The sequence below is a fragment of the Kiloniella spongiae genome, from assembly GCF_001026905.1.
GTDB classification, from domain to species: Bacteria; Pseudomonadota; Alphaproteobacteria; order Kiloniellales; family Kiloniellaceae; genus Kiloniella; species Kiloniella spongiae.
In genome coordinates this window covers 64914-83558 of the sequence record NZ_LAQL01000007.1, presented here as the reverse complement: position 1 = coordinate 83558, position 18645 = coordinate 64914, and the positions used below count along the sequence as shown (strand labels likewise).

At 44.0% G+C, this 18645-nt stretch carries 18 protein-coding genes; 9 read left to right on the top strand and 9 right to left on the bottom strand.

Annotated elements, in window-relative coordinates; genetic code table 11:
• Positions 1 to 34 precede the first annotated feature (34 nt).
• The 4 genes from WH96_RS11705 (at position 35) to WH96_RS11690 (ending at position 2808) form a co-directional block, all read left to right on the top strand.
• Positions 35 to 502: a thiol-disulfide oxidoreductase DCC family protein gene (locus WH96_RS11705; RefSeq protein ID WP_047764371.1), complete on the top strand. Its 468-nt coding sequence runs from the start codon at positions 35 to 37 to the stop codon at positions 500 to 502.
• Between the two features lie 157 nt (positions 503 to 659).
• On the top strand, positions 660 to 1202 hold the full coding sequence (locus WH96_RS11700) for a CDP-alcohol phosphatidyltransferase family protein (protein ID WP_218045048.1): 543 nt from the start codon (positions 660 to 662) through the stop codon (positions 1200 to 1202).
• Positions 1199 to 2167: a phosphatidate cytidylyltransferase gene (locus tag WH96_RS11695; RefSeq protein ID WP_047764369.1), complete on the top strand. Its 969-nt coding sequence runs from the start codon at positions 1199 to 1201 to the stop codon at positions 2165 to 2167. Before WH96_RS11700 ends, WH96_RS11695 begins: the two co-directional genes overlap by 4 nt.
• A 35-nt stretch (positions 2168 to 2202) precedes the next feature.
• A complete protein-coding gene (locus tag WH96_RS11690) occupies positions 2203 to 2808 on the top strand; it encodes a lysophospholipid acyltransferase family protein (protein ID WP_218045047.1) in 606 nt (201 codons plus the stop codon).
• 72 nt (positions 2809 to 2880) lie between these two features.
• Here the strand turns inward: WH96_RS11690 and WH96_RS11685 are convergent, their stop codons facing one another.
• The 6 genes from WH96_RS11685 to WH96_RS11660 all read right to left on the bottom strand — a co-directional run bounded on the left by WH96_RS11685 (position 2881) and on the right by WH96_RS11660 (position 8485).
• Positions 2881 to 3726: an alpha/beta hydrolase gene (locus tag WH96_RS11685; RefSeq protein ID WP_047764367.1), complete on the bottom strand. Its 846-nt coding sequence runs from the start codon at positions 3724 to 3726 to the stop codon at positions 2881 to 2883.
• A 3-nt stretch (positions 3727 to 3729) separates the two neighbouring features.
• On the bottom strand, positions 3730 to 4440 hold the full coding sequence (locus WH96_RS11680) for an ABC transporter ATP-binding protein (RefSeq protein ID WP_047764366.1): 711 nt from the start codon (positions 4438 to 4440) through the stop codon (positions 3730 to 3732).
• Entirely contained in the window at positions 4441 to 5187 is a 747-nt protein-coding gene (locus WH96_RS11675) for an ABC transporter ATP-binding protein (protein WP_047764365.1), read from the bottom strand.
• Positions 5180 to 6196, bottom strand: coding sequence for a branched-chain amino acid ABC transporter permease (locus WH96_RS11670; RefSeq protein ID WP_047764364.1), 1017 nt, complete (start codon positions 6194 to 6196; stop codon positions 5180 to 5182). The genes WH96_RS11675 and WH96_RS11670 overlap by 8 nt, the downstream gene beginning before the upstream one ends.
• Positions 6197 to 6204: 8 nt before the next feature.
• Positions 6205 to 7131 (bottom strand): branched-chain amino acid ABC transporter permease, encoded by a 927-nt coding sequence (locus WH96_RS11665; RefSeq protein ID WP_204248188.1) that lies wholly within the window; start codon positions 7129 to 7131, stop codon positions 6205 to 6207.
• A 166-nt stretch (positions 7132 to 7297) separates the two neighbouring features.
• The gene (locus tag WH96_RS11660; protein WP_245629482.1) at positions 7298 to 8485 is read right to left on the bottom strand and encodes an ABC transporter substrate-binding protein; all 1188 of its coding nucleotides are present in this window, start codon (positions 8483 to 8485) and stop codon (positions 7298 to 7300) included.
• A 492-nt stretch (positions 8486 to 8977) separates the two neighbouring features.
• Between WH96_RS11660 and WH96_RS11655 the strand changes: the two genes are divergently transcribed.
• Complete coding sequence (locus WH96_RS11655; RefSeq protein WP_218045046.1) at positions 8978 to 10357, top strand: DEAD/DEAH box helicase; 1380 nt, start codon at positions 8978 to 8980, stop codon at positions 10355 to 10357.
• 89 nt (positions 10358 to 10446) lie between these two features.
• Here WH96_RS11655 and WH96_RS21375 read toward each other — a convergent pair whose 3' ends face one another.
• Positions 10447 to 11004, bottom strand: coding sequence for a PAS domain-containing protein (locus WH96_RS21375; RefSeq protein WP_053005865.1), 558 nt, complete (start codon positions 11002 to 11004; stop codon positions 10447 to 10449).
• Positions 11005 to 11229: 225 nt separating this feature from the next.
• Here WH96_RS21375 and WH96_RS11645 point away from each other — a divergent pair, with 225 nt between their 5' ends.
• From WH96_RS11645 to WH96_RS21370, 3 genes are all read left to right on the top strand, one after another.
• Entirely contained in the window at positions 11230 to 11895 is a 666-nt protein-coding gene (locus WH96_RS11645; RefSeq protein ID WP_082130449.1) for a glutathione S-transferase, read from the top strand.
• Positions 11896 to 12019: 124 nt separating this feature from the next.
• Entirely contained in the window at positions 12020 to 12436 is a 417-nt protein-coding gene (gene arfB / locus WH96_RS11640; protein ID WP_047764361.1) for an alternative ribosome rescue aminoacyl-tRNA hydrolase ArfB, read from the top strand.
• A gap of 360 nt (positions 12437 to 12796) precedes the next feature.
• Positions 12797 to 15151, top strand: a complete 2355-nt coding sequence (locus WH96_RS21370) for an ATP-binding protein (RefSeq protein ID WP_053005864.1) — start codon at positions 12797 to 12799, stop codon at positions 15149 to 15151.
• 339 nt (positions 15152 to 15490) lie between these two features.
• Here the strand turns inward: WH96_RS21370 and WH96_RS11630 are convergent, their stop codons facing one another.
• Positions 15491 to 15979, bottom strand: coding sequence for a GNAT family N-acetyltransferase (locus WH96_RS11630; RefSeq protein WP_047764360.1), 489 nt, complete (start codon positions 15977 to 15979; stop codon positions 15491 to 15493).
• Between the two features lie 189 nt (positions 15980 to 16168).
• Between WH96_RS11630 and WH96_RS11625 the strand changes: the two genes are divergently transcribed.
• The gene (locus WH96_RS11625; protein WP_162200150.1) at positions 16169 to 16909 is read left to right on the top strand and encodes a substrate-binding periplasmic protein; all 741 of its coding nucleotides are present in this window, start codon (positions 16169 to 16171) and stop codon (positions 16907 to 16909) included.
• Here the strand turns inward: WH96_RS11625 and WH96_RS11620 are convergent.
• The gene (locus WH96_RS11620) at positions 16906 to 18582 is read right to left on the bottom strand and encodes a monovalent cation:proton antiporter-2 (CPA2) family protein (RefSeq protein WP_047764358.1); all 1677 of its coding nucleotides are present in this window, start codon (positions 18580 to 18582) and stop codon (positions 16906 to 16908) included. The two genes, WH96_RS11625 and WH96_RS11620, sit on opposite strands and share 4 nt — an antisense overlap.
• Positions 18583 to 18645: the final 63 nt, after the last annotated feature.

The following is an 18645-nucleotide window of genomic DNA, read 5'->3' as shown; positions in this document are numbered from 1 at the left end:
TAATACTGGTATTCAATTCAAAAGGGAAAAGCCTATGTCGACAAACGCGTTACCTTTTAAAGCCTATAGTTATCGCAATGACCTCAAGGCCTCTGATTTTGATGACACAAGGCCGACAATTGTCTTTGATGGTGAATGTGCCCTTTGCTCTGCTTTTATCCAATTTGTAATCAGGCACGATAAACGCGAAGAATTTCAGTTTACAACAGGGCAATCCAGTTTAGGCCAGGCACTGTTCCAACACTATGGCTTGGATACCGTAAATTTCGAAACCAATCTTTTGATCTCAAGAGGCAAAGCCTATGCCAAGATGTCTGCATTTTCGCAAACCACGTCTCTACTGCCCTATCCTGCAAAGTTCCTTAGTCTAGCAAAATATATTCCCTCTCCGCTGGACACTTGGCTTTATGATCTGATCGCACAAAACCGATACCGTTTATTTGGACGGGCAGACAGTTGTCTGTTGCCAGACAGTAAGCTGAAAAAACGCCTGATTGAATAACGCCGTAAACATTTACAAGCCGATCACCAACACCTTATGGTGATTTTACTCTATCTGAGTCAAAAATAATCAGCACAGGCCAAACGTGATTACTATTTATGATTTAAAACCCAGGTTCCAAAATCTTCTACGCCCTCTTTGTAGCAAGCTTGTAGTCATGGGGATAACGGCAAACCAAGTCACTATCTTCGCAACTTTATTATCGGCGATTGGTGGGGCCGCGATCCTGTTTAACCCGGCTAGCCCAGCGCCTTTGCTGTTTTTGCCTGTATTGCTATTTATCCGCATGGCTCTAAATGCCATAGACGGCATGATGGCGCGGGAGTTTAATCAAAAAAGTAATCTCGGGGCTATACTCAATGAGCTCACAGATGTTATCGCTGATGCCCTTTTATATCTACCTTTTGCGTTGATACCCGGTATAGATGCCTATCTGATCATTGCAATTGTAACACTCGGAATTCTTGTTGAAATGATCGGGGTTGTCTCTATTCAGATTGGAGCATCCAGACGATACGACGGTCCCTTTGGAAAAAGTGATCGCGCTTTTGTCTTTGGTTTTATTGCCGTCGTGATCGCCTTGGGCTTTGTACCTGTGCTGTGGTTGAATATATTACTTTCTGTTTTAATCGTTCTGTCTTGTTACACAATCTTTAATCGGGCAAAACAGGCACTGATTGAAGCAGGGGAAACATCATGAACTTGCTAGAACAGCTACCTATTACACAAGATCTTCTCTACATTATCGCTGGCGTTTATGTACTCTTGTGCCTGGCAACAGTTATTGTTTCCTTGATGCGTCGAGGACAAGCGCCGGAAAAACATCTGGAACTTTGGCTCAGGGTAAAGTCCTGGTGGTATATGATCACTATCTTTACCTTTGCAATCTGCATAAACCGTGCATTATCGGTTATCTTCCTTGGCCTGATATCTTACTTGGCACTAAAAGAATATCTGTCGATGATCCCGACGCGGCGCGCGGATCGGCGCGTACTCTTTTGGGCCTATATTGCCATCCCCTTGCAGTACTACTGGGTCTATAGCGGTTGGTACGGCATGTTCATTATCTTCATCCCCGTTTGGGTCTTCCTTTTCCTTCCCTTCCGAATGGTTTTAAAGGGAGAGACCGACGGTTTCCTCAAAGCTATTGGCACTCTGAACTGGGGATTGATGATGACAGTCTTCAGTCTTTCCCATGCCGCTTATCTGATAGTTCTACCAGAAACAGCCTCGGAAAATCATACACCCATTTTCGATAAAAGCGGTGCTGCGCTATTGTTCTTACTCGTATTGCTGACACAGTTTAATGATGTCGCTCAATACGTGTGGGGACGATTGATTGGTGGCCCTAAAATTATTCCCAAGGTAAGTCCGGGGAAAACATGGGTTGGTTTCTTAGGCGGCATTATCTCAACAGCCCTACTGTCCATGTTATTATCCCTTGTAATCTCACCAATGTCCCTGCACATGGCAGCCCTTGCCGGCGTTATTATCTCCTTCACAGGTTTTATTGGTGACGTCACCATTTCAGCAATAAAAAGAGATCTGAAAGTCAAAGATACCGGCAGCACAATACCCGGGCACGGCGGCTTGCTCGACAGAGTAGATAGTTTGACTTACACAGCCCCGGTCTTCTTCCATTTCCTTCGCTATTTTTACTACTAACGATGATCAATACTCTTCTCAGATCACTCTTTTTCATGCTACTTGTCCGCCCATTAGTACTGATCGGGTTGGGGATTAATATCCGCAACAGGAAAGCGCTACCGACCCAAGGACCTGCTGTGATTATTGCCAATCACAATTCGCACCTTGATACACTAGTGATCCTGTCCCTCTTCCCTCTAAGCCTCTTATCCAGAGTACGCCCAGTTGCCGCTGCGGATTACTTTCTGCGCAATCCATTCCTGGCCTGGTTCGCCACCAAAATTATTGGCATCATCCCTATCCAGCGTGCGACTAAAGGCGGAAACCCGTTACACCAAGCTTTTGAAGCCTTACGCAATAATGAGATTCTTATTATTTATCCAGAAGGATCACGTGGTGTTCCTGAAGAACTAACAAAGTTCAAAAAGGGCATCTCGCTCATCAGTAAAAAATTCCCCGAGATCCCCATAACGCCACTATTCTTACATGGGCTAGGCAAAGCTCTCCCCAAAGGTGACGCTGTATTTGTGCCCTTCTTTTGCGATATATTTGTTGGAAATGCTCAACTCTGGGAAGGAGAAAAAGATCTCTTCATGCAAAAGCTGGAAGCACAGATAACCGACCTGTCAAAGCAAGGCCATTTTCCCGAATGGGACTAATATCTCAGGTTACTTTTACAGGTTTATTATACCAAGCCAACGGCGAATAATGTCCAGATACTCAGCCTAAGGTCAGCTGCCCAAATGGCGTATCGCCCATTGGAATAGGGAACTTTGTTTTTCAGCTAGTAAAGCGACAACCGATAGGTGATGACAGTTTACCGCATTCATACGATCAAGCTGTTCGAAATTCTCCCCCCACCCTACACTCAAATTATCAGACTGTTGATGAAACCCACTACTTTCATCACTGCCAACAACGAGCAACAAAGGGCAGATATTTTGTGGATCAACAAACAAGGGGCTTAGCAATTTTGCTTCTTCCAACTCTAAACCCAACTTGGCATTAATAGACGTTGGGACCAGCTGTGTAAGATCAAAAAGGCCACTGATAGCGATTGCACTGTGAATAGGATTTACATCTGTTGGCAGGCCATAGCTCAACCAGTTCGTTGCCAGCAACATGCAGACCAAATGCCCCCCTGCTGAATGGCCAGATATCTGTACTTTCCCTTGATCATACCCATACTCTTCAGCATGGTTCCACAACCAGACAAAAGCCCGCCTAATCTCTTCAACAAGCTCTCTCAATGTAACATCGGGGCAAAGATCATAGCCAATCATGGCCACATTAATCCCAGCGTCCAGAAAAGTTTTCCCCAGAAAATTTGACTGGCTCTTATCCATTGCTTGCCAGTAACCACCGTGAATAAAGACATGCAACGGGGCGTTCTTTTCCGAGGCTAAATAAAGATCAAGCTTTTCGCGCGGCCCTTTGCCGTAACGTAAATCCAGTTGCCCCTTCACATTCTGACTAAACTCAACAGATCGTTGTTCCCAATCCGCGAAAATATCCGTGTGATTAGGGATCGCTGCCCGCACATTGTAAAGCTTGTCTAATTCGGGATTTATGATCACGACTTACACCCCCAGATACCGATGCTGCATATCTTTATTCGCCAGAAGTTCTTCTGAAACACCAGACCAGACAACCCGACCTTTTTCCATAACATAATGCCTATCAGCAATACGGGCCATTGCTTCCGGATGTTTATCAATCACAAGAATTGCCTGTCCGGATTTTTTGAGATTGTGTTCCAGAACGTGCCATATTTCATCGCGAATAATCGGTGCAAGCCCTTCTGTCGCTTCGTCCAAGATCATAAAACTCGGGTTCGTCATTAAGGCACGGCCAATCGCTAACATTTGTTGTTCTCCACCTGAAAGCGTTCTGGCATATTGCTTGGCTCGCTCTCGGAGCCGTGGGAACAGATCCATGACCATATCAACAGTCCAGGGATCATCAACACCCGCGTGATTAGCTGCGGTGGCAACCAAATTTTCCAACACGGTGAGGTTCGAAAAAACCTGTCGCCCTTCGGGAACATACCCTATACCCAACTGCGCTATATTATGACTTCGAGAATTCTGAATCACGACACCACCAAAAGATATTTCGCCTCTTTTCGCAGGTGTCAGTCCCATAATCGAACGAACGGTGGTGGTTTTCCCCATACCATTGCGGCCCATCAGGGTTACAACCTCTCCGGACTTGATTTCCAGATCAACGCCGAACAGAACCTGACTGGTGCCATAACTGGTTTCAACGCCTGAGAGCTTTAAATCACCCATTTAATAGTCCCCCAAATAAGCACGCCGTACCTCGGGATGGTTCTTAATCTCGTCAGGTGTTCCCGTTAACAAGACCTGTCCTTTGACCAAGACTGTGATCATATCGGCAAGAGCAAAAACAACATCCATGTCATGTTCCACTAGCAACATGGTGACATCCCCCTTCAGAGGACGTAAAAGTTCCATCATACGAAGGGATTCCGACTGCCCCATGCCTGCCATCGGTTCATCCAGTAACAACATAGACGGCGCTGTTGCCAAAACCATGGCCAGCTCCAGCTGTCTTTGCTGTCCGTGCGCCAGATCCATGGCAGGATTATCTGCAAAATCAGAGAGACCGACACGTTCCAGTATTTTCCGTGACGGCGTACGCAAGCTATTGTCCTTACGCGCATTCTCCCAAAAGCGGAAACTATGACCTTGCTGAGACTGTATCGCCATTGCCACGTTATCTTCAGCGGTGAATTCCGGTAGCAAACTGGTTATCTGATATGACCGCTGCAATCCCGATCTCGCCCGTTTATCCACGGCCCAGCGGGTCACATCCTGTCCGTCAAAACGAACACGCCCTGTATCAGATTGTAGTTCACCCGACAGTTGTGCAATCGCCGTGGATTTACCGGCACCATTGGGGCCAATTAATCCGTGAATAGTTCCGCGTTTTACCGAAAAAGTCAGGCCATCACTCGCGGCAATAGCCCCAAAACATTTTGTCAGACTAATTACTTCAAGAATTGGATCAGCCATTATCTGTCCCTTTCCCGATCAAAAGCCCATAAAGCCCTTTCCGCGCGAAGAGAACAATCAAGACCAGCATCGGTCCCAGAAAAATCATCCAGTGTTCTGTCAGACCTGCCAAAACTTCTTCCATCATCAACAAAGTCGCGGAACCGAGAACAGGCCCTATGAGTGACCCCATTCCCCCGAGGATAACCATAATCATAATTTCTCCAGAACGGGTCCAATGCATCAGGCCGGGGCCAACAAACTCGGTATGGTTCGCCAAAAGCGCACCTGCAAGTCCGGCAATCATGCCTGACAGAACAAAAGCCATCAGCTTGTAGCGATATACAGGATATCCCAAAGCTTTCATTCTGACTTCATTTTGGCGGCATCCGCGCAGAACCATGCCGAAGCGACTTTTTACAATCCGCGAACAACACCAAAGACACAAAAGCAGAAGAACCAAACAAATGAAATAAAAGCTTTTGGCGTCATAAAGATCCAACAGAGGGATCTCACTTCTCTCCCAGATATTAAGGCCGTCTTCACCACCATAGGTCGGAATAGAGATCATGAAAAAGTACAGCATCTGGGCAAAGGCTAACGTTATCATGATGAAATAAACGCCTGATGTTCGCAGGCTCAAGGCCCCGATAATCAATGCCAACAAACCGCTAAGGATCATTGCAAGTGGCCATTGAACAAATGCCTGTGTTGTCCCCTGCCAGTCCCCCGGCAAAAAGGCCACCGCGGTTCCTTCGTAGCTATGATGGGTCAAGATACCAACGACATAGGCCCCCAAACCCAGAAAAGCACCATGACCAAAGCTAACCATCCCACCATACCCAAGGATGAGATCCAAACTTACAGCCACGAGGGCATAAATCAGGATCCGGCTTGCGATATCAACCAGGAAAGGTTCATTGAAGAGGTTTGCAAGAAGTGGAACGGCAAAGAGGATCAAAAGCCCCAACAAGGTAACGATTTTAGTTCTAAAACTGGCATCAGAGCCGATAATTTTACTAAGAAACATATGACCATCTAGCTCCCGTATGCCTGAAACAAACCACGGGGTTTCCAGATCAACACCACAGCCATCAACACATAGATAGCAACAGATGACATGGAAGCGGCAACGGTATCCGCAGATGCAGGGTCAAGAAGTTCTCGCATAATGGTCGGTAAAAAGGCACGCCCATAGGTATCAACCATCCCCACCAGTAACGCACCAACCAATGCACCACGGACAGAGCCAATTCCCCCGATAATAATCACCACAAAGGTAAGGATCAGAATTTTTTCTCCCATCCCAACCTCTACCGCCAGCATCGGACCAGCCAACGCCCCGGCAAGGCCCGCAAGCATCGCCCCTAACCCGAAGACAATTGTATAAAGCTCATCAATATTCACCCCTAGGGCACCCACCATTTCACGGTGTGTTGCCCCCGCCCGGATCAACATACCAACCCGGGTGTGAATGATCAGATGACGCAAAAGCAAAGCCACAACAAGGCCCGCCCCAATAATAAACAGCCGATAGGATGGATACGGAGCGCCGGGAATAAATTCAAGTGTTCCTGAAAGGAATTCCGGCGTTGATAGAAAGAGAGCTTGAGGCCCCCACAGAATTTTAACGAGCTCATTAAAAAACAGTATCATGCCAAAGGTTGCGAGCACCTGATCAAGGTGATCACGGTTATATAATCTTCGCAACGCAGAGAACTCCAACAACATTCCCGTCAGCCCTGCCGCAACTAAAGCAGCCAAAATACCAAGGGTAAAACTGTCACTTGCCTGCGTTACACTGGCTGCGACATAAGCCCCGATCATATAGAGAGAACCATGGGCCAGATTAATGAGGTGCATAATTCCAAAAACCAGCGTCAACCCCGCTGCCATAAGGAAAAGCATTACTCCTTGTTGAAGCCCGTTCAGCGACTGTTCAAAAAACAGCTCTATCGTTAACATAAATACATTCCAAATATGGCCAGATACGACCAGACATGACCAAGCCAGACACCCTCACATAAAATCAGGACCGGTTGTCATTCTGAGTGCGCAAAACGCTTGCGCCAGATGGAAACCAGTCCTGATACTCATTAATTAAGGGCCTATCATTAGGCTTTGGCGATACTTAAAGCTTACATTCTGTCGCGTAAGCATCCTGGTGAGCCGTGAAGACTTTGCTCACAATTTTGTTGGTGACAGTGTCTCCATCTTTGTGAACAACACGTACATAGATGTCCTGGATCGGGTGCTGATTTGATCCAAATTTGAAGTTGCCACGGACTGAATCAAACTCAGCCTTGCGAAGGGCATCGCGGAACTTGTCGTCATCAGACAGATCCCCGCCAACAGAAGTAATTGCTGAATCAATTAAAAGCGCAGCATCATATCCCTGACTGGCGTAGAGAGATGGGTTCCGCCCATAAGCTTCTTTGAATGCCTCTACAAAAGATGTATTTGCCGCATTATCAATGTCCTTATTCCACTGTGATGTGTTGTAAACACCAATAGCCGCATCACCAACAGCCTTCAGGATACCTTCGTCAAATGAGAACGCTGGGCCGAAAAGCGGCGTATCAGCACTAAGACCAGCCTGCGAATATTGCTTCACAAAATTGATACCCATACCACCTGGCAAGAAGAAATAAACGGCATCCGGTTTCGCCGCACGCAGGTTCGCCAGCTCTGCTGCATAGTCAACTTGGCCAAGTTTCGTATAAACTTCGCCCGCGACGTTACCTTTATAAAACCGCTTAAATCCGGCAATCGCATCTTTACCAGCCGGATAGTTCGGGGCCATGAGATACACATTTTTCAAGCCCTTATCGGTCACATATTGCCCAGCAGCTTCGTGCAGATTGTCATTTTGCCATGCGACATTAAAATAGTTTTCATGGCATTTCTTACCCGCCAAAGCAGAAGGACCTGCATTGGGGCTGATGTAAAACTTGCCTGCACGAGTCACACTTGGAACAACAGCCATCGCCAGGTTGGACCAGACAATCCCCGTTACAATATCAACATCGTCCTGCTTGATCATACGCGTTGCAATCTGCTTGGCGTTTTCGACCTTACGGGCATCATCAACTTCGATAACTTGCGTTTCAACGCCTCCAAGTTTGCCATCTTTCATTTTCAGGCCAAGCATGAACCCGTCACGGATATCAATACCAAGGCTAGCGCCTCCGCCGGATAATGTTGTGATCATACCAATTTTAACAGGTTCCGCAGCCTGAAGAGCCGGAGATGCAAAACCGGCACTAAGTGCCATTGCACCCGCCATCAACATTGGTAACAGATGTTTGTTTTTTTTCATTTTTCGCCCCTTGAAAAACGAGCCAAGAACTTGCCTCGTCAATACGTCCCAGAATTATTGGCCCGAAACTAAAAGCAACTAAAAGTCCGGAACCTCCTTATATTATTATGGCGAATACGGTAGTCGAAGGGGTTGGAACAGGCAACTTTTTATCGCCGGCGAGAGAGTATCCTGTGTCTTTACCCCTCCAAATATTTCAATAAATCAGTATCCAATCCTGCCACCTATGACTGTCAACGCATAGGCGCCATGCAAAAGATATCGGCGGATCGGGCTTGACCCAAAGAGACCCTTCCTATATTCAAGCGTCACTTCGCGAGAAATCGTGGTGTTTCGGCACATGTTTTTTCGCTCTGATGGGATTGCGTAATAATCCCGCCTAGATCGATAGCGCTTATCCTTGTGTTGGACATTGATGTCTCCAAAAGTGCGGCGAAGAGCTAGATTGATCCAGGTATAGCCTTCACCATGCTTTTAAAGGAACTTTCCTGCATGACTCAGTTTTCCGAGCTCAATCTGATTGAGCCGCTTCAACGTGCTATCGACGCACAAGGTTTCACGACGCCTACTGCGATTCAGTCCAAAACTATTCCTGCCCTTATGGAAGGCAAAGACGTTATTGGCCTTTCCCAAACAGGTGGTGGTAAAACAGCAGCCTTCGTTCTTCCGCTTTTACAGCGTCTGTTTGAACGAAATGAGCGCTACGTTGCCAACCATCCCCAGGCCTTGATTCTTGCGCCAACACGTGAAATCGCCATGCAGATTGGCCACGTTCTTCGCGGCCTGTCTAAATTTCTACCTATCCGTTACACAACGGTTACTGGTGGCGCACCAATGTTCCCACAGTTCCGCGACCTTAATCGCGGCGTGCATATTCTTGTGGCAACACCAGGTCGTCTGATCGATCACGTCAATCGCGGATCTGTTAAATTTGATCACACAACAACGCTTATTCTTGATGAAGCAGATCGCATGCTCGATCTTGGTTTCTCAGATGAAGTGGTTGAAATAGCAAACAGCCTGCCAACTGAACACCAAACCGTTCTGTTCTCTGCAACAATGCCAAAATCTGTAGATCGCCTGATTACACAGCTTTTGAAAGATCCGGTTCGCATTGAAACGGCTAAAGAATCAACAACTGCTGCAAACGTTACGCAACGGGCATTTTATGTTCACGGCGGACAGAAACAAGCTCTTCTGAGCCACATTCTGGACAAACACCCGGGCGAACGCGTTCTTGTTTTCATGCAAACAAAAGCTGAATGTGATCGTTGGTCCGACGCCCTTCGCGAAGATGGACGTCGTGTGGATGCAATCCACGGTGACAAGCAACAACGCATCAGAACCAAGGTGATGAATAAATTCCGTCGCGGTGATATTGATGTTCTGGTTGCTACTGATGTTGCAGCCCGTGGTATCGACGTGCAAGGCATTAAGGTTGTTGTGAATATCGACCTACCTACTGATCCGGAAAACTATGTTCACCGTATTGGTCGTACAGGCCGCGCTGAAGCGACAGGTGACGCCTATTCATTCTGCTCACCAAAAGAAATCGGTACTCTGAAACGTATTGAAAAATCCATCCGTCAGGATATCACCGTTGAAAAGGATCATCCTTTCCACGTTGAAATCAGCAAACGTGATGCAAACTCCCAACGACCAAACAACCGTCGTGGCCGTAACTTTGGCAAACCCGGCGGCAACCGTGGCCGTGGTGGCCCTGGTCGCAATGATTCCAATCGTAATGGCGGCCCGGGTGGACGTGGTCGTTCCGCTGGTAACGGCAATGGTAACTTTGGTGGACGTCAGGCTCAGAATGCCAATGGTGAAAACAGATCCCAGAAAAAGTTTACCAAGCGTCAAGCGGCATAAAACTCGCTTTGCAACAAACGATACAAAAAGAAAGGCTGTCTATTCGGCAGCCTTTTTTCTTTTGTATCACAAAACGATTTATTTATACGCTAAAGATGAATAAAATCCGTGAATGTAACAACCATATTTACAGTTTCATCATCATCCGAAAGTGGGAGCAAAATGGCATCACCTTGCCATAAGTTCGGAATATCAGATGGAACGCCTTCGCGGTCATAAACCACGCATTTCTTTTCTGATACAATACGATAGTTTGTCAAAACCTCTTCTACTGTTGCGCCAAAACTACCATCGGCGACAGTACGCCCGGTTGGATCAAATCCACGTGCCTCTACTTCCTTTGTGCCAACAAGACGATATATGAAATCAAGCGGTTTTCTTTTTACATCAACCAATATCATACTCGCCAGAAATGACTTCATCTCAACCGGATCGAGATCAGCACGTGACGGCATAGAGCGCTCTTTACGCTTTGAATCCCAATATTCATAGAACGCCCGAATACTGTCTGGACAGGTGTCCAGAAAATCCAGTGTTGTCAATCTGTCGTAGTTCGGTTTCATTCTATAAATTGACCCATCAACTGGCACTGCAACAGCAGAATGCCATCCTGTTTCATTTCTTAGCCCTGTTACATTTTTGTGCATGCAACTAAACCATTACCTTTATGAACGAATGCGAGTAAAAATTACAACGACTTGTCTCGCTTATTGTAAATATATATTTACATATAGAGTTCATAGCTATTCGCAATAGTACCTAGAGAATAATTTCCCATTAAAACAGCAAAATTGTTCGCTTTATAAGGCATTGAAAAGATAGAAAGATAGCGGTAAACCTATAAAGTTATTTTCTCTCTAGGCTGATTAATTATGTCGCAAAAAACTCCTCTTCTATACAGCTTTAGACGATGCCCCTATGCCATGCGAGCCAGACTCGGCTTGCAAAGCAGTCAGCAACTTTGTGAGTTAAGAGAAATCGTTTTACGCGACAAACCTTCGGAAATGCTAGAGGCCTCACCAAAAGGCACAGTACCTGTTCTCATACTGCCCAATGGCGACGTTCTGGAAGAAAGTCTTGATATTATGCTCTGGGCACTTAACCAAAATGACCCGGAAAACTGGCTCAGCCCTGAAATCGGCACCTTGGATGAAATGCTCAATCTTATAAATCGCTGTGAGAACGAGTTCAAGGGACATCTGGATCGATACAAATACGCCCCACGTTATGAAGAGGTCGACCCTATAACACATCGTACACAGGCAGAAAATTTTTTGGATGAACTAGACAAGTTGCTCACAAAAAATTCATTTCTATTTGGATCACAAAGATCATTAGCAGATATGGCGATCGCACCTTTTATCAGGCAATTCGCCAATGTTGATCGCACATGGTTCGATCAGACAGATTATGCGTATCTGAAATCCTGGTTGAATGAATTCCTCGGCTCTTCCCGTTTCAAAACTATTTTGAAAAAATATCCCGTCTGGACAACAGGAGATCCTGTTACTTATTTCCCCGAAGATCTCTCAATTTAGAAGATACCTTACCCATGAAAATATTAGATTGATAGAACAAATACCTAAAATCAACGCAATAGACGGGGCCAACCAGCTCTAGTGAAATCACACGGGCTTTCCGCAGGCAATAGCAGGCAGTATCATGTTAAAAATTACCAATACTATACAAATTGCCCCGGAAGAGCTCGAAGAAACGTTCATCAGAGCCTCAGGCTCTGGCGGGCAGAATGTGAACAAAGTATCCACTGCTGTACAATTACGATTTAACGCAAAAACCAGCGCCGCTATTTCTGTTTTTGTCTTCAATCGCTTAAAGAGCATTGCCAGCCACCTGATGACACAAGATGGCGAAATACTTATTACGGCAAACAGCTATCGTACCCAGGAACGAAACCGTCAGGATGCGCGTGACAGACTTACAGATTTAATCAAAAAAGCCACAATACAACAAAAATCTCGCCGACCAACCAAACCTTCAAAATCAGCGAAAACCAAACGGACGGATAAAAAGAAACAACGCGGTGAGATTAAAAAGGGCCGAGGTAAAGTGAAACACTGATCCTTTCAACAGATATGTATTATTTCACCAGAGATATCCGGTAAATCTATTATCATTAAAATCAACATCTTAGATTTTCTAGAGCTGTATTCGCACTAAGTCAGAATTGAAGAGTCAGTGCAACAAATACCTTTGTTGCAAAATTATATCTATAATTTGAGCTTGGAGACTTCGATCAAGATGAGGAAATTAAGAGCAGGAATAATTCTCTCAAAACACATATAATTGATTTAAATCAATTCAAATACCCATCAGTTTTTGTAATTATACTATGTTTTAAAACTTTTATATCAAAAACAAAAACCCCATCAAATAAATTGAGCATTACAATTTATAAAGATTTAAACGTGAGGGAAAAGAGTGTTAGATTTTTTAAAATCCGTCCATATTACCACGAAAGTCTTTGGTGGTTTTGGTATTACACTTTTTCTTCTACTTATTACAGGCACTATTAGCAGTATTAATGTTAACAACGACAATATAAACTTTAAACGATACCGCTCTATTGCTTTACAGACCAATCAGGCAGGTAGAGTTCAAGCCAATTTATTAGAAGCTCGCTTGGCAGTAAAGAATTTCATTATTGACGCATCAAGTAAGAATGCTACTCAAGTAAGAGAACGTGCTAATAAAGCACTAGATCTTAATAGCACATTCCATGATTTAATTCAGGACAAATCAAGATTATCAATCGTAGACAGTGCCGATCAAAACTTACGTTCCTATCTTTTAGCTTTTGAACAAGTTCTTGATCTACAAAACAAACGAAATAAACTTGTAATAAATTCCCTTGATGTGATTGGCCCACAAATAGAGCAAAAACTGGCGTCAATCATGGAAAATGCTTCTGAAAATAAGAACATTTTAACCGCGATCAGAATGAATGATATTCAGAGGAATTTATTATTACTACGCCTTTATGCGTATAAATTTCTAGTTACAAACGATCAAAATGAATACGACAGAGCGATTTCAGAATCGCTTCAAATGCGCAGAAATATTGCTCAAATAACCAACAATACACAAGATGCAACTCAACAAGCAATAACCACATCTTTAAGCCAACTGGCATCGCAATACCGCACATCATTGATCGCAGTTCATGATATTATTATTCAACGTAATAGCATCATATCAGGTATTTTAGATCAGATAGGTCCGCGTGTCGCAACTGAAATGGAAAACTTGAAACTGAGCATCAAATCGGAACAAGACATCCTTGGGCCAAAAGCGACAATTGCAAGCGATTACGCTTTGTGGTCAACCCTGGTTATTACGGTAACAGGATTAATTGTCGGTACGATAAGCGCATGGGCAATAGGAAGTAGAATTACACGTCCCGTTCAAGAGATAACAAATTCGATGGGTACTTTAGCGGCAGGTAATTGTAATATTGATATTCCCGGGCAAGGCCATAAAGATGAAATTGGCCAAATGGCAGCGGCAGTTCAAGTTTTTAAAGAGAGTATGATTAAAAACAAACAATTAATCGAAAAAGAAAAAACAGAAGAAAAGAGAATACTGTTCCAAGAGGCTGAAATTGCTCGTAAGGAAATGGAAGTTGCTCGGATAAGACAAAACCGTGCTGAAGCTTCAAACAAATTAAAAGATGAATTTTTAGCAAATATGAGCCATGAAATACGAACACCTATGAACGGCATTTGTGGTATGGCACAGCTGTTAAACACAACTCAGCTCGACGATGAACAAAAAAGCTATACTGATATCATCTTATCTTCGTGCAATAATTTATCATCTATTATTAGCGACATGCTTGACCTCTCGAAAATCGAGAGCGGTAACATGGAGCTTAACAATGCACCATTCAATTTAAAAAGTGTTATAGAACAAGCTGTTTCAACCGTTGAACCCGTATTACAAGAAAAAAAACTAAAACACCGTATAATCATTAAACAAGAACATGACGGTAGATACATTGGTGATTTCCTAAGGATCAAACAAATTCTTGTAAGTATCCTATCTAATGCCGTCAAATTCACAGATGACGGTCACATTGATATCACTGCAGAGTACGTAAATAAAAACGTCGTAATTTGTGTAAAAGATACAGGTTGCGGCATTCCAAACGAGATTCAAGGCAAAATATTTGAACGGTTCTATCAAGCCGACAGCTCGTCTATTCGAGAATACGGAGGCGTCGGTATCGGTTTATCAATTACCAAAGGCACTGTTGATCTTATGGGCGGAACGATTGAGCTCAACAGTCAAATTGATATTGGTACAGATTTCACAATTACGCTACCGCTACGCAAAATTAGTGAAAATGAAAATACGAAAAAGATTACATCACAACCTTCAGAACAACTGAACGGCAAATCGGCCCTCGTTTCAGGACAGATATTTAACAACATACTTGTTGCAGAAGACAACCCGATTAATCAAAGGCTTTTAACAGACATACTCGTACAACAGGACAAACGAGTTACCATTGCAAACAATGGACAAGAGGCAATTGAAGCCCTTGAGAAAACAACGTTTGATCTCGTATTAATGGATATCCAAATGCCCATTATGAACGGTGACGAGGCTATCAAAATAATAAGAGCATCAGACCAACCATTCAAAGATATACCTATTTTTGTAATTACAGCTGATGCCATGTCTGGCGCAGAAAAGAAATACTTAGATATGGGGGCAAACAAATATATATCTAAACCAATTAAGATTAACGAGTTAATCAAATTAATAACCTAAATTCCTATGGATAATTTCTAAATCAATTCAATCCTCAATCGACATGGGAACAAAGGTCGTAGCCTTTACACGGGAAACTGCAATAGATGTTTGGAAGCGCCGATAGTAATAAGCTGATGTTTTAAAATTTACACCAACCAGAGAAACAGCACATCTCGCTGTTGTTCCCGCTACAAAATATTCCTGTAAACGGGCTTATTTCCATTGACTTAAACGACTCTTTCTCATCATCACCATAATAATACCTATTTGGTGTTATCTGGTACAGTCCTAAGCATTTTTTATATAGTAGATTAGGATTATTTTTATGCGTGAAAATTATGGTGACAAAACCAACCGTTAAATATCCAGCTTCATAAAAATCTCATCATCTAAAGAGATCGCCCCCAGTTTATCGTAAAATTTACGTGCTAGGGAATTATCATTCCAAACCGTCCACATAAGCAACTCACAATCATTATTCCGGCCTATATGTTGCAACTCTTCTATCATTATTTGACCAATACCTTGTGAACGCCAAGTTTGGCGTACAAATAGATCCGTCATAAAAATAGTTCCCTGAAAACTATCTGCCCAAAATCCATAACTATAAATCGCATATCCTACAGCATCGCCGTTATTCTCAGCTATAAGTGTAGAAAAGAGAGGCTTTGCTCCAAAGCCATGTTTTAAGAGCTTTTCCAGATTGGTTTCTGCATCAAAGTTAGCCCGTGGTTCCCCCAACGAGGAGAGATAGTCCACAAATTCTGCAGCCATCTTCACAATTTTTGACATATCATCCCGTTCTGCTGAGCGGATAATAATATCATCATAGACAGTCTTGTTCATAAACCATTCTCCTCAAAAGATATCTCTGATTTTTGCCGTAGCGAAAAAAGATAGCTTTCCTCTCAAATTTCACAGTATAATTAACATATTTCAACTTGGATATTGCAAACGATGCCCCCCAAGAACCCCGTTTTAAAATACTGGAAAGGCAAGGGAAAAGAGCTTCTTTTTTTCTGCTTTGGTATTTTCATGGTTCTTGCCGCAACAACAGAAACCCAAGCCAATCCCAAAGTAATAAAAACCAGCATTTATCATTTCCCTCCCTTTTTTATTGTTGAAAAAAATCATCCCAGAATAGGCCTTGGGCTGGATCTGATATCAGCGATGAATGATGTTCAGTCTGAGTATAAATTCGAAACTGTAGAAACAAGCCCACGCCGTCGTCATGATATGTTTCAGAAGGGCTTATATGACGTATCTCTGTTCGATCATGTGAACTGGGGATGGAGTTCTGAGAATGTTGAGACAACCAATATCTATCTAAAAGGAGGAGAGCGTTATATCAGCTCGAATAGCACACAGAAAAAAACAGACTTCTTTCAAGATATTTCATCAAAGAAAATTGGTGCCATCCTTGGTTATCACTACCGTTTTGCAAAATTTGAAACTGACCCTCAGAAACTAAATAAGCGCTTTGACATAAACTTGGTCACCAATCAGGAACAAATCATAAAACAAGTCTTGGCAAACCGTATAGAGATCGGTGTCGTCACTGAAACTTTCCTCAAGAAATATCTAAGAGAAAACAGAGAAAATGCAGATAGGATCGTGATTTCTAAAAATTACGACCAAGAATATAACTTTGTTGGTATTGTAAGGAAAAACGCCTCGATCTCTGCCTTAACATTGGAAAAGATCATCTACGCTGTCACCACTAGCCCAAAATACAAATGGATTGCCGATAAATACGGCATTCACTGGCACCACTAGAGTTTATGGTAATCTCGAAGTTTCTCGTAATCTCCTTCTCGAAGATAATCAAACAGCGTGCGTCGCTCTTCTTCTCCAACACCTGCCGCTTCCAGAGCCGACGCTCCTAACCTCAAACTCGCTTCCACAGTCTCAGGGATAGCATGGGACGCGCCTAGTTCCGTAAAATGATCAGCATCCGGCCAGTCTCTGACCCGTACATGCAGCGGTACATCAGGATAGAGCCGCTTCATTGTGCGCACGACTCCTTCGGCCGCTTTGTAGTTATCCAATGTTATCACAACCAAACGCGCTCGACCTGCCCCGACAGACTTCAAAATTTCCGGACGACTGGCATCCCCAAAAAGCACGTTATAACCAAGACGGCGTCCTTCAGCGACTTTCTTGGCGTCCATATCAATTGCCACAGTTGACACTTCAACCTTACGCAACATTCCGGCGATCACTTCACCGACACGCCCAAACCCAGCGACAACAACTGGACGTTCCGGCACAGGTTCAGAAACCTCCATCGCCGAGGATGCAGGGGATTTAAGCCATCCTGCAAGTAGTTCCCCCAGCTTGACCATCATTGGCGTTGTCACCATGCTCAAAACAATAACAGCGATCAATGTTTCCATCATGTCTTCTGGTAACAGACCCAAGCTATCGCCAAGAGTAAAGAGCACAAACCCGAACTCTCCGGCCTGGGAGAGTAAGAACCCACACTTAACAGCAATCGCTAAAGGCGTTTTCCAGATCTTCGCCAGTACAATGATAACCAGGGCTTTGACGGCAATAAGAGCAACAGCACCAAAAATAACCGTTTCCAAATTATCAAGAACTGTTTCCGGCACAAAAGACATGCCCACGCTCATAAAAAAAAGCCCGAGCAATAGACCGCGGAATGGCATAACATCCGCTTCGATCTGTTGTTTGTATTCTGATTCAGAAAGAAGAACTCCGGCAATAAAGGCACCCATCGCCATAGACAATCCGACAAGCTCCATAATCCATGCGAAACCAAGTACAAGCAAAAGTGCGGTTGCGACAAAAACATCGCTGTTTTTACTATGTGCAATAGCATGCAACATCGGATTGATCGCATAACGCCCGGCAATAAGAACCGAAATAAAAATGCCCACCGACTGTAGAAGCGCAAATCCCATAGAAACAGAAAACCGCATCTCACCAAACGATAACAGAGGTAAAAGAATTAATAAGGGAACGACGGCAAGATCTTGAAAAAGAAGAATAGAAAAACTGGTTCGTCCCCAATGACTGGTCGTTTGATGCTGATCAGCGAGAATTTGAACGCCAAAAGCCGTGGAAGAAAGTGCCAGGCCAAAACCGATAACCAGTGCCGTTTCCCGCGCGATGCCAAAAGCAAAGTAGCTAAGAGCAGCAATAATCAAACCCGAAACGGTGACCTGAAGCCCACCAAGACCAAATACCAGCTTACGCAAAACCCAAAGGCGTTGGGGTTTAATTTCAATACCGATTAAAAAGAGAAGGAAGACAACACCGAATTCACCGATATGACGCATATAATCCGCATCATTCACCAAGCCAAGACCAGCAGGGCCAATGAAAGCACCGGCAGCGAGATACCCTAGAACAGACCCGAGACCCAATCGACTAAACAACAAAACCGCTATTACGGATGCTGCCAGTAACGATATGATCTCGATCATTCTTCTCCCCTTCCCCGTTATAAATCAGTTTGTGTTCTTAATCGTTGATCAAAACACTTTTCG

Excerpts from the sequence above, each read along its gene's own strand:
- WH96_RS11705 (WP_047764371.1), top strand. The coding sequence starts at position 35 with ATGTCGACAAACGCGTTACCTTTTAAAGCCTATAGTTATCGCAATGAC.
- WH96_RS11700 (WP_218045048.1), top strand. The coding sequence starts at position 660 with ATGGGGATAACGGCAAACCAAGTCACTATCTTCGCAACTTTATTATCG.
- WH96_RS11695 (WP_047764369.1), top strand. The coding sequence starts at position 1,199 with ATGAACTTGCTAGAACAGCTACCTATTACACAAGATCTTCTCTACATT.
- WH96_RS11690 (WP_218045047.1), top strand. The coding sequence starts at position 2,203 with ATGCTACTTGTCCGCCCATTAGTACTGATCGGGTTGGGGATTAATATC.
- WH96_RS11680 (WP_047764366.1), bottom strand. The coding sequence starts at position 4,440 with ATGGGTGATTTAAAGCTCTCAGGCGTTGAAACCAGTTATGGCACCAGT.
- WH96_RS11675 (WP_047764365.1), bottom strand. The coding sequence starts at position 5,187 with ATGGCTGATCCAATTCTTGAAGTAATTAGTCTGACAAAATGTTTTGGG.
- WH96_RS11670 (WP_047764364.1), bottom strand. The coding sequence starts at position 6,196 with ATGTTTCTTAGTAAAATTATCGGCTCTGATGCCAGTTTTAGAACTAAA.
- WH96_RS11665 (WP_204248188.1), bottom strand. The coding sequence starts at position 7,131 with ATGTTAACGATAGAGCTGTTTTTTGAACAGTCGCTGAACGGGCTTCAA.
- WH96_RS11660 (WP_245629482.1), bottom strand. The coding sequence starts at position 8,485 with ATGAAAAAAAACAAACATCTGTTACCAATGTTGATGGCGGGTGCAATG.
- WH96_RS11655 (WP_218045046.1), top strand. The coding sequence starts at position 8,978 with ATGACTCAGTTTTCCGAGCTCAATCTGATTGAGCCGCTTCAACGTGCT.
- WH96_RS21375 (WP_053005865.1), bottom strand. The coding sequence starts at position 11,004 with ATGCACAAAAATGTAACAGGGCTAAGAAATGAAACAGGATGGCATTCT.
- WH96_RS11645 (WP_082130449.1), top strand. The coding sequence starts at position 11,230 with ATGTCGCAAAAAACTCCTCTTCTATACAGCTTTAGACGATGCCCCTAT.
- arfB (WP_047764361.1), top strand. The coding sequence starts at position 12,020 with ATGTTAAAAATTACCAATACTATACAAATTGCCCCGGAAGAGCTCGAA.
- WH96_RS11630 (WP_047764360.1), bottom strand. The coding sequence starts at position 15,979 with ATGAACAAGACTGTCTATGATGATATTATTATCCGCTCAGCAGAACGG.
- WH96_RS11625 (WP_162200150.1), top strand. The coding sequence starts at position 16,169 with ATGGTTCTTGCCGCAACAACAGAAACCCAAGCCAATCCCAAAGTAATA.
- WH96_RS11620 (WP_047764358.1), bottom strand. The coding sequence starts at position 18,582 with ATGATCGAGATCATATCGTTACTGGCAGCATCCGTAATAGCGGTTTTG.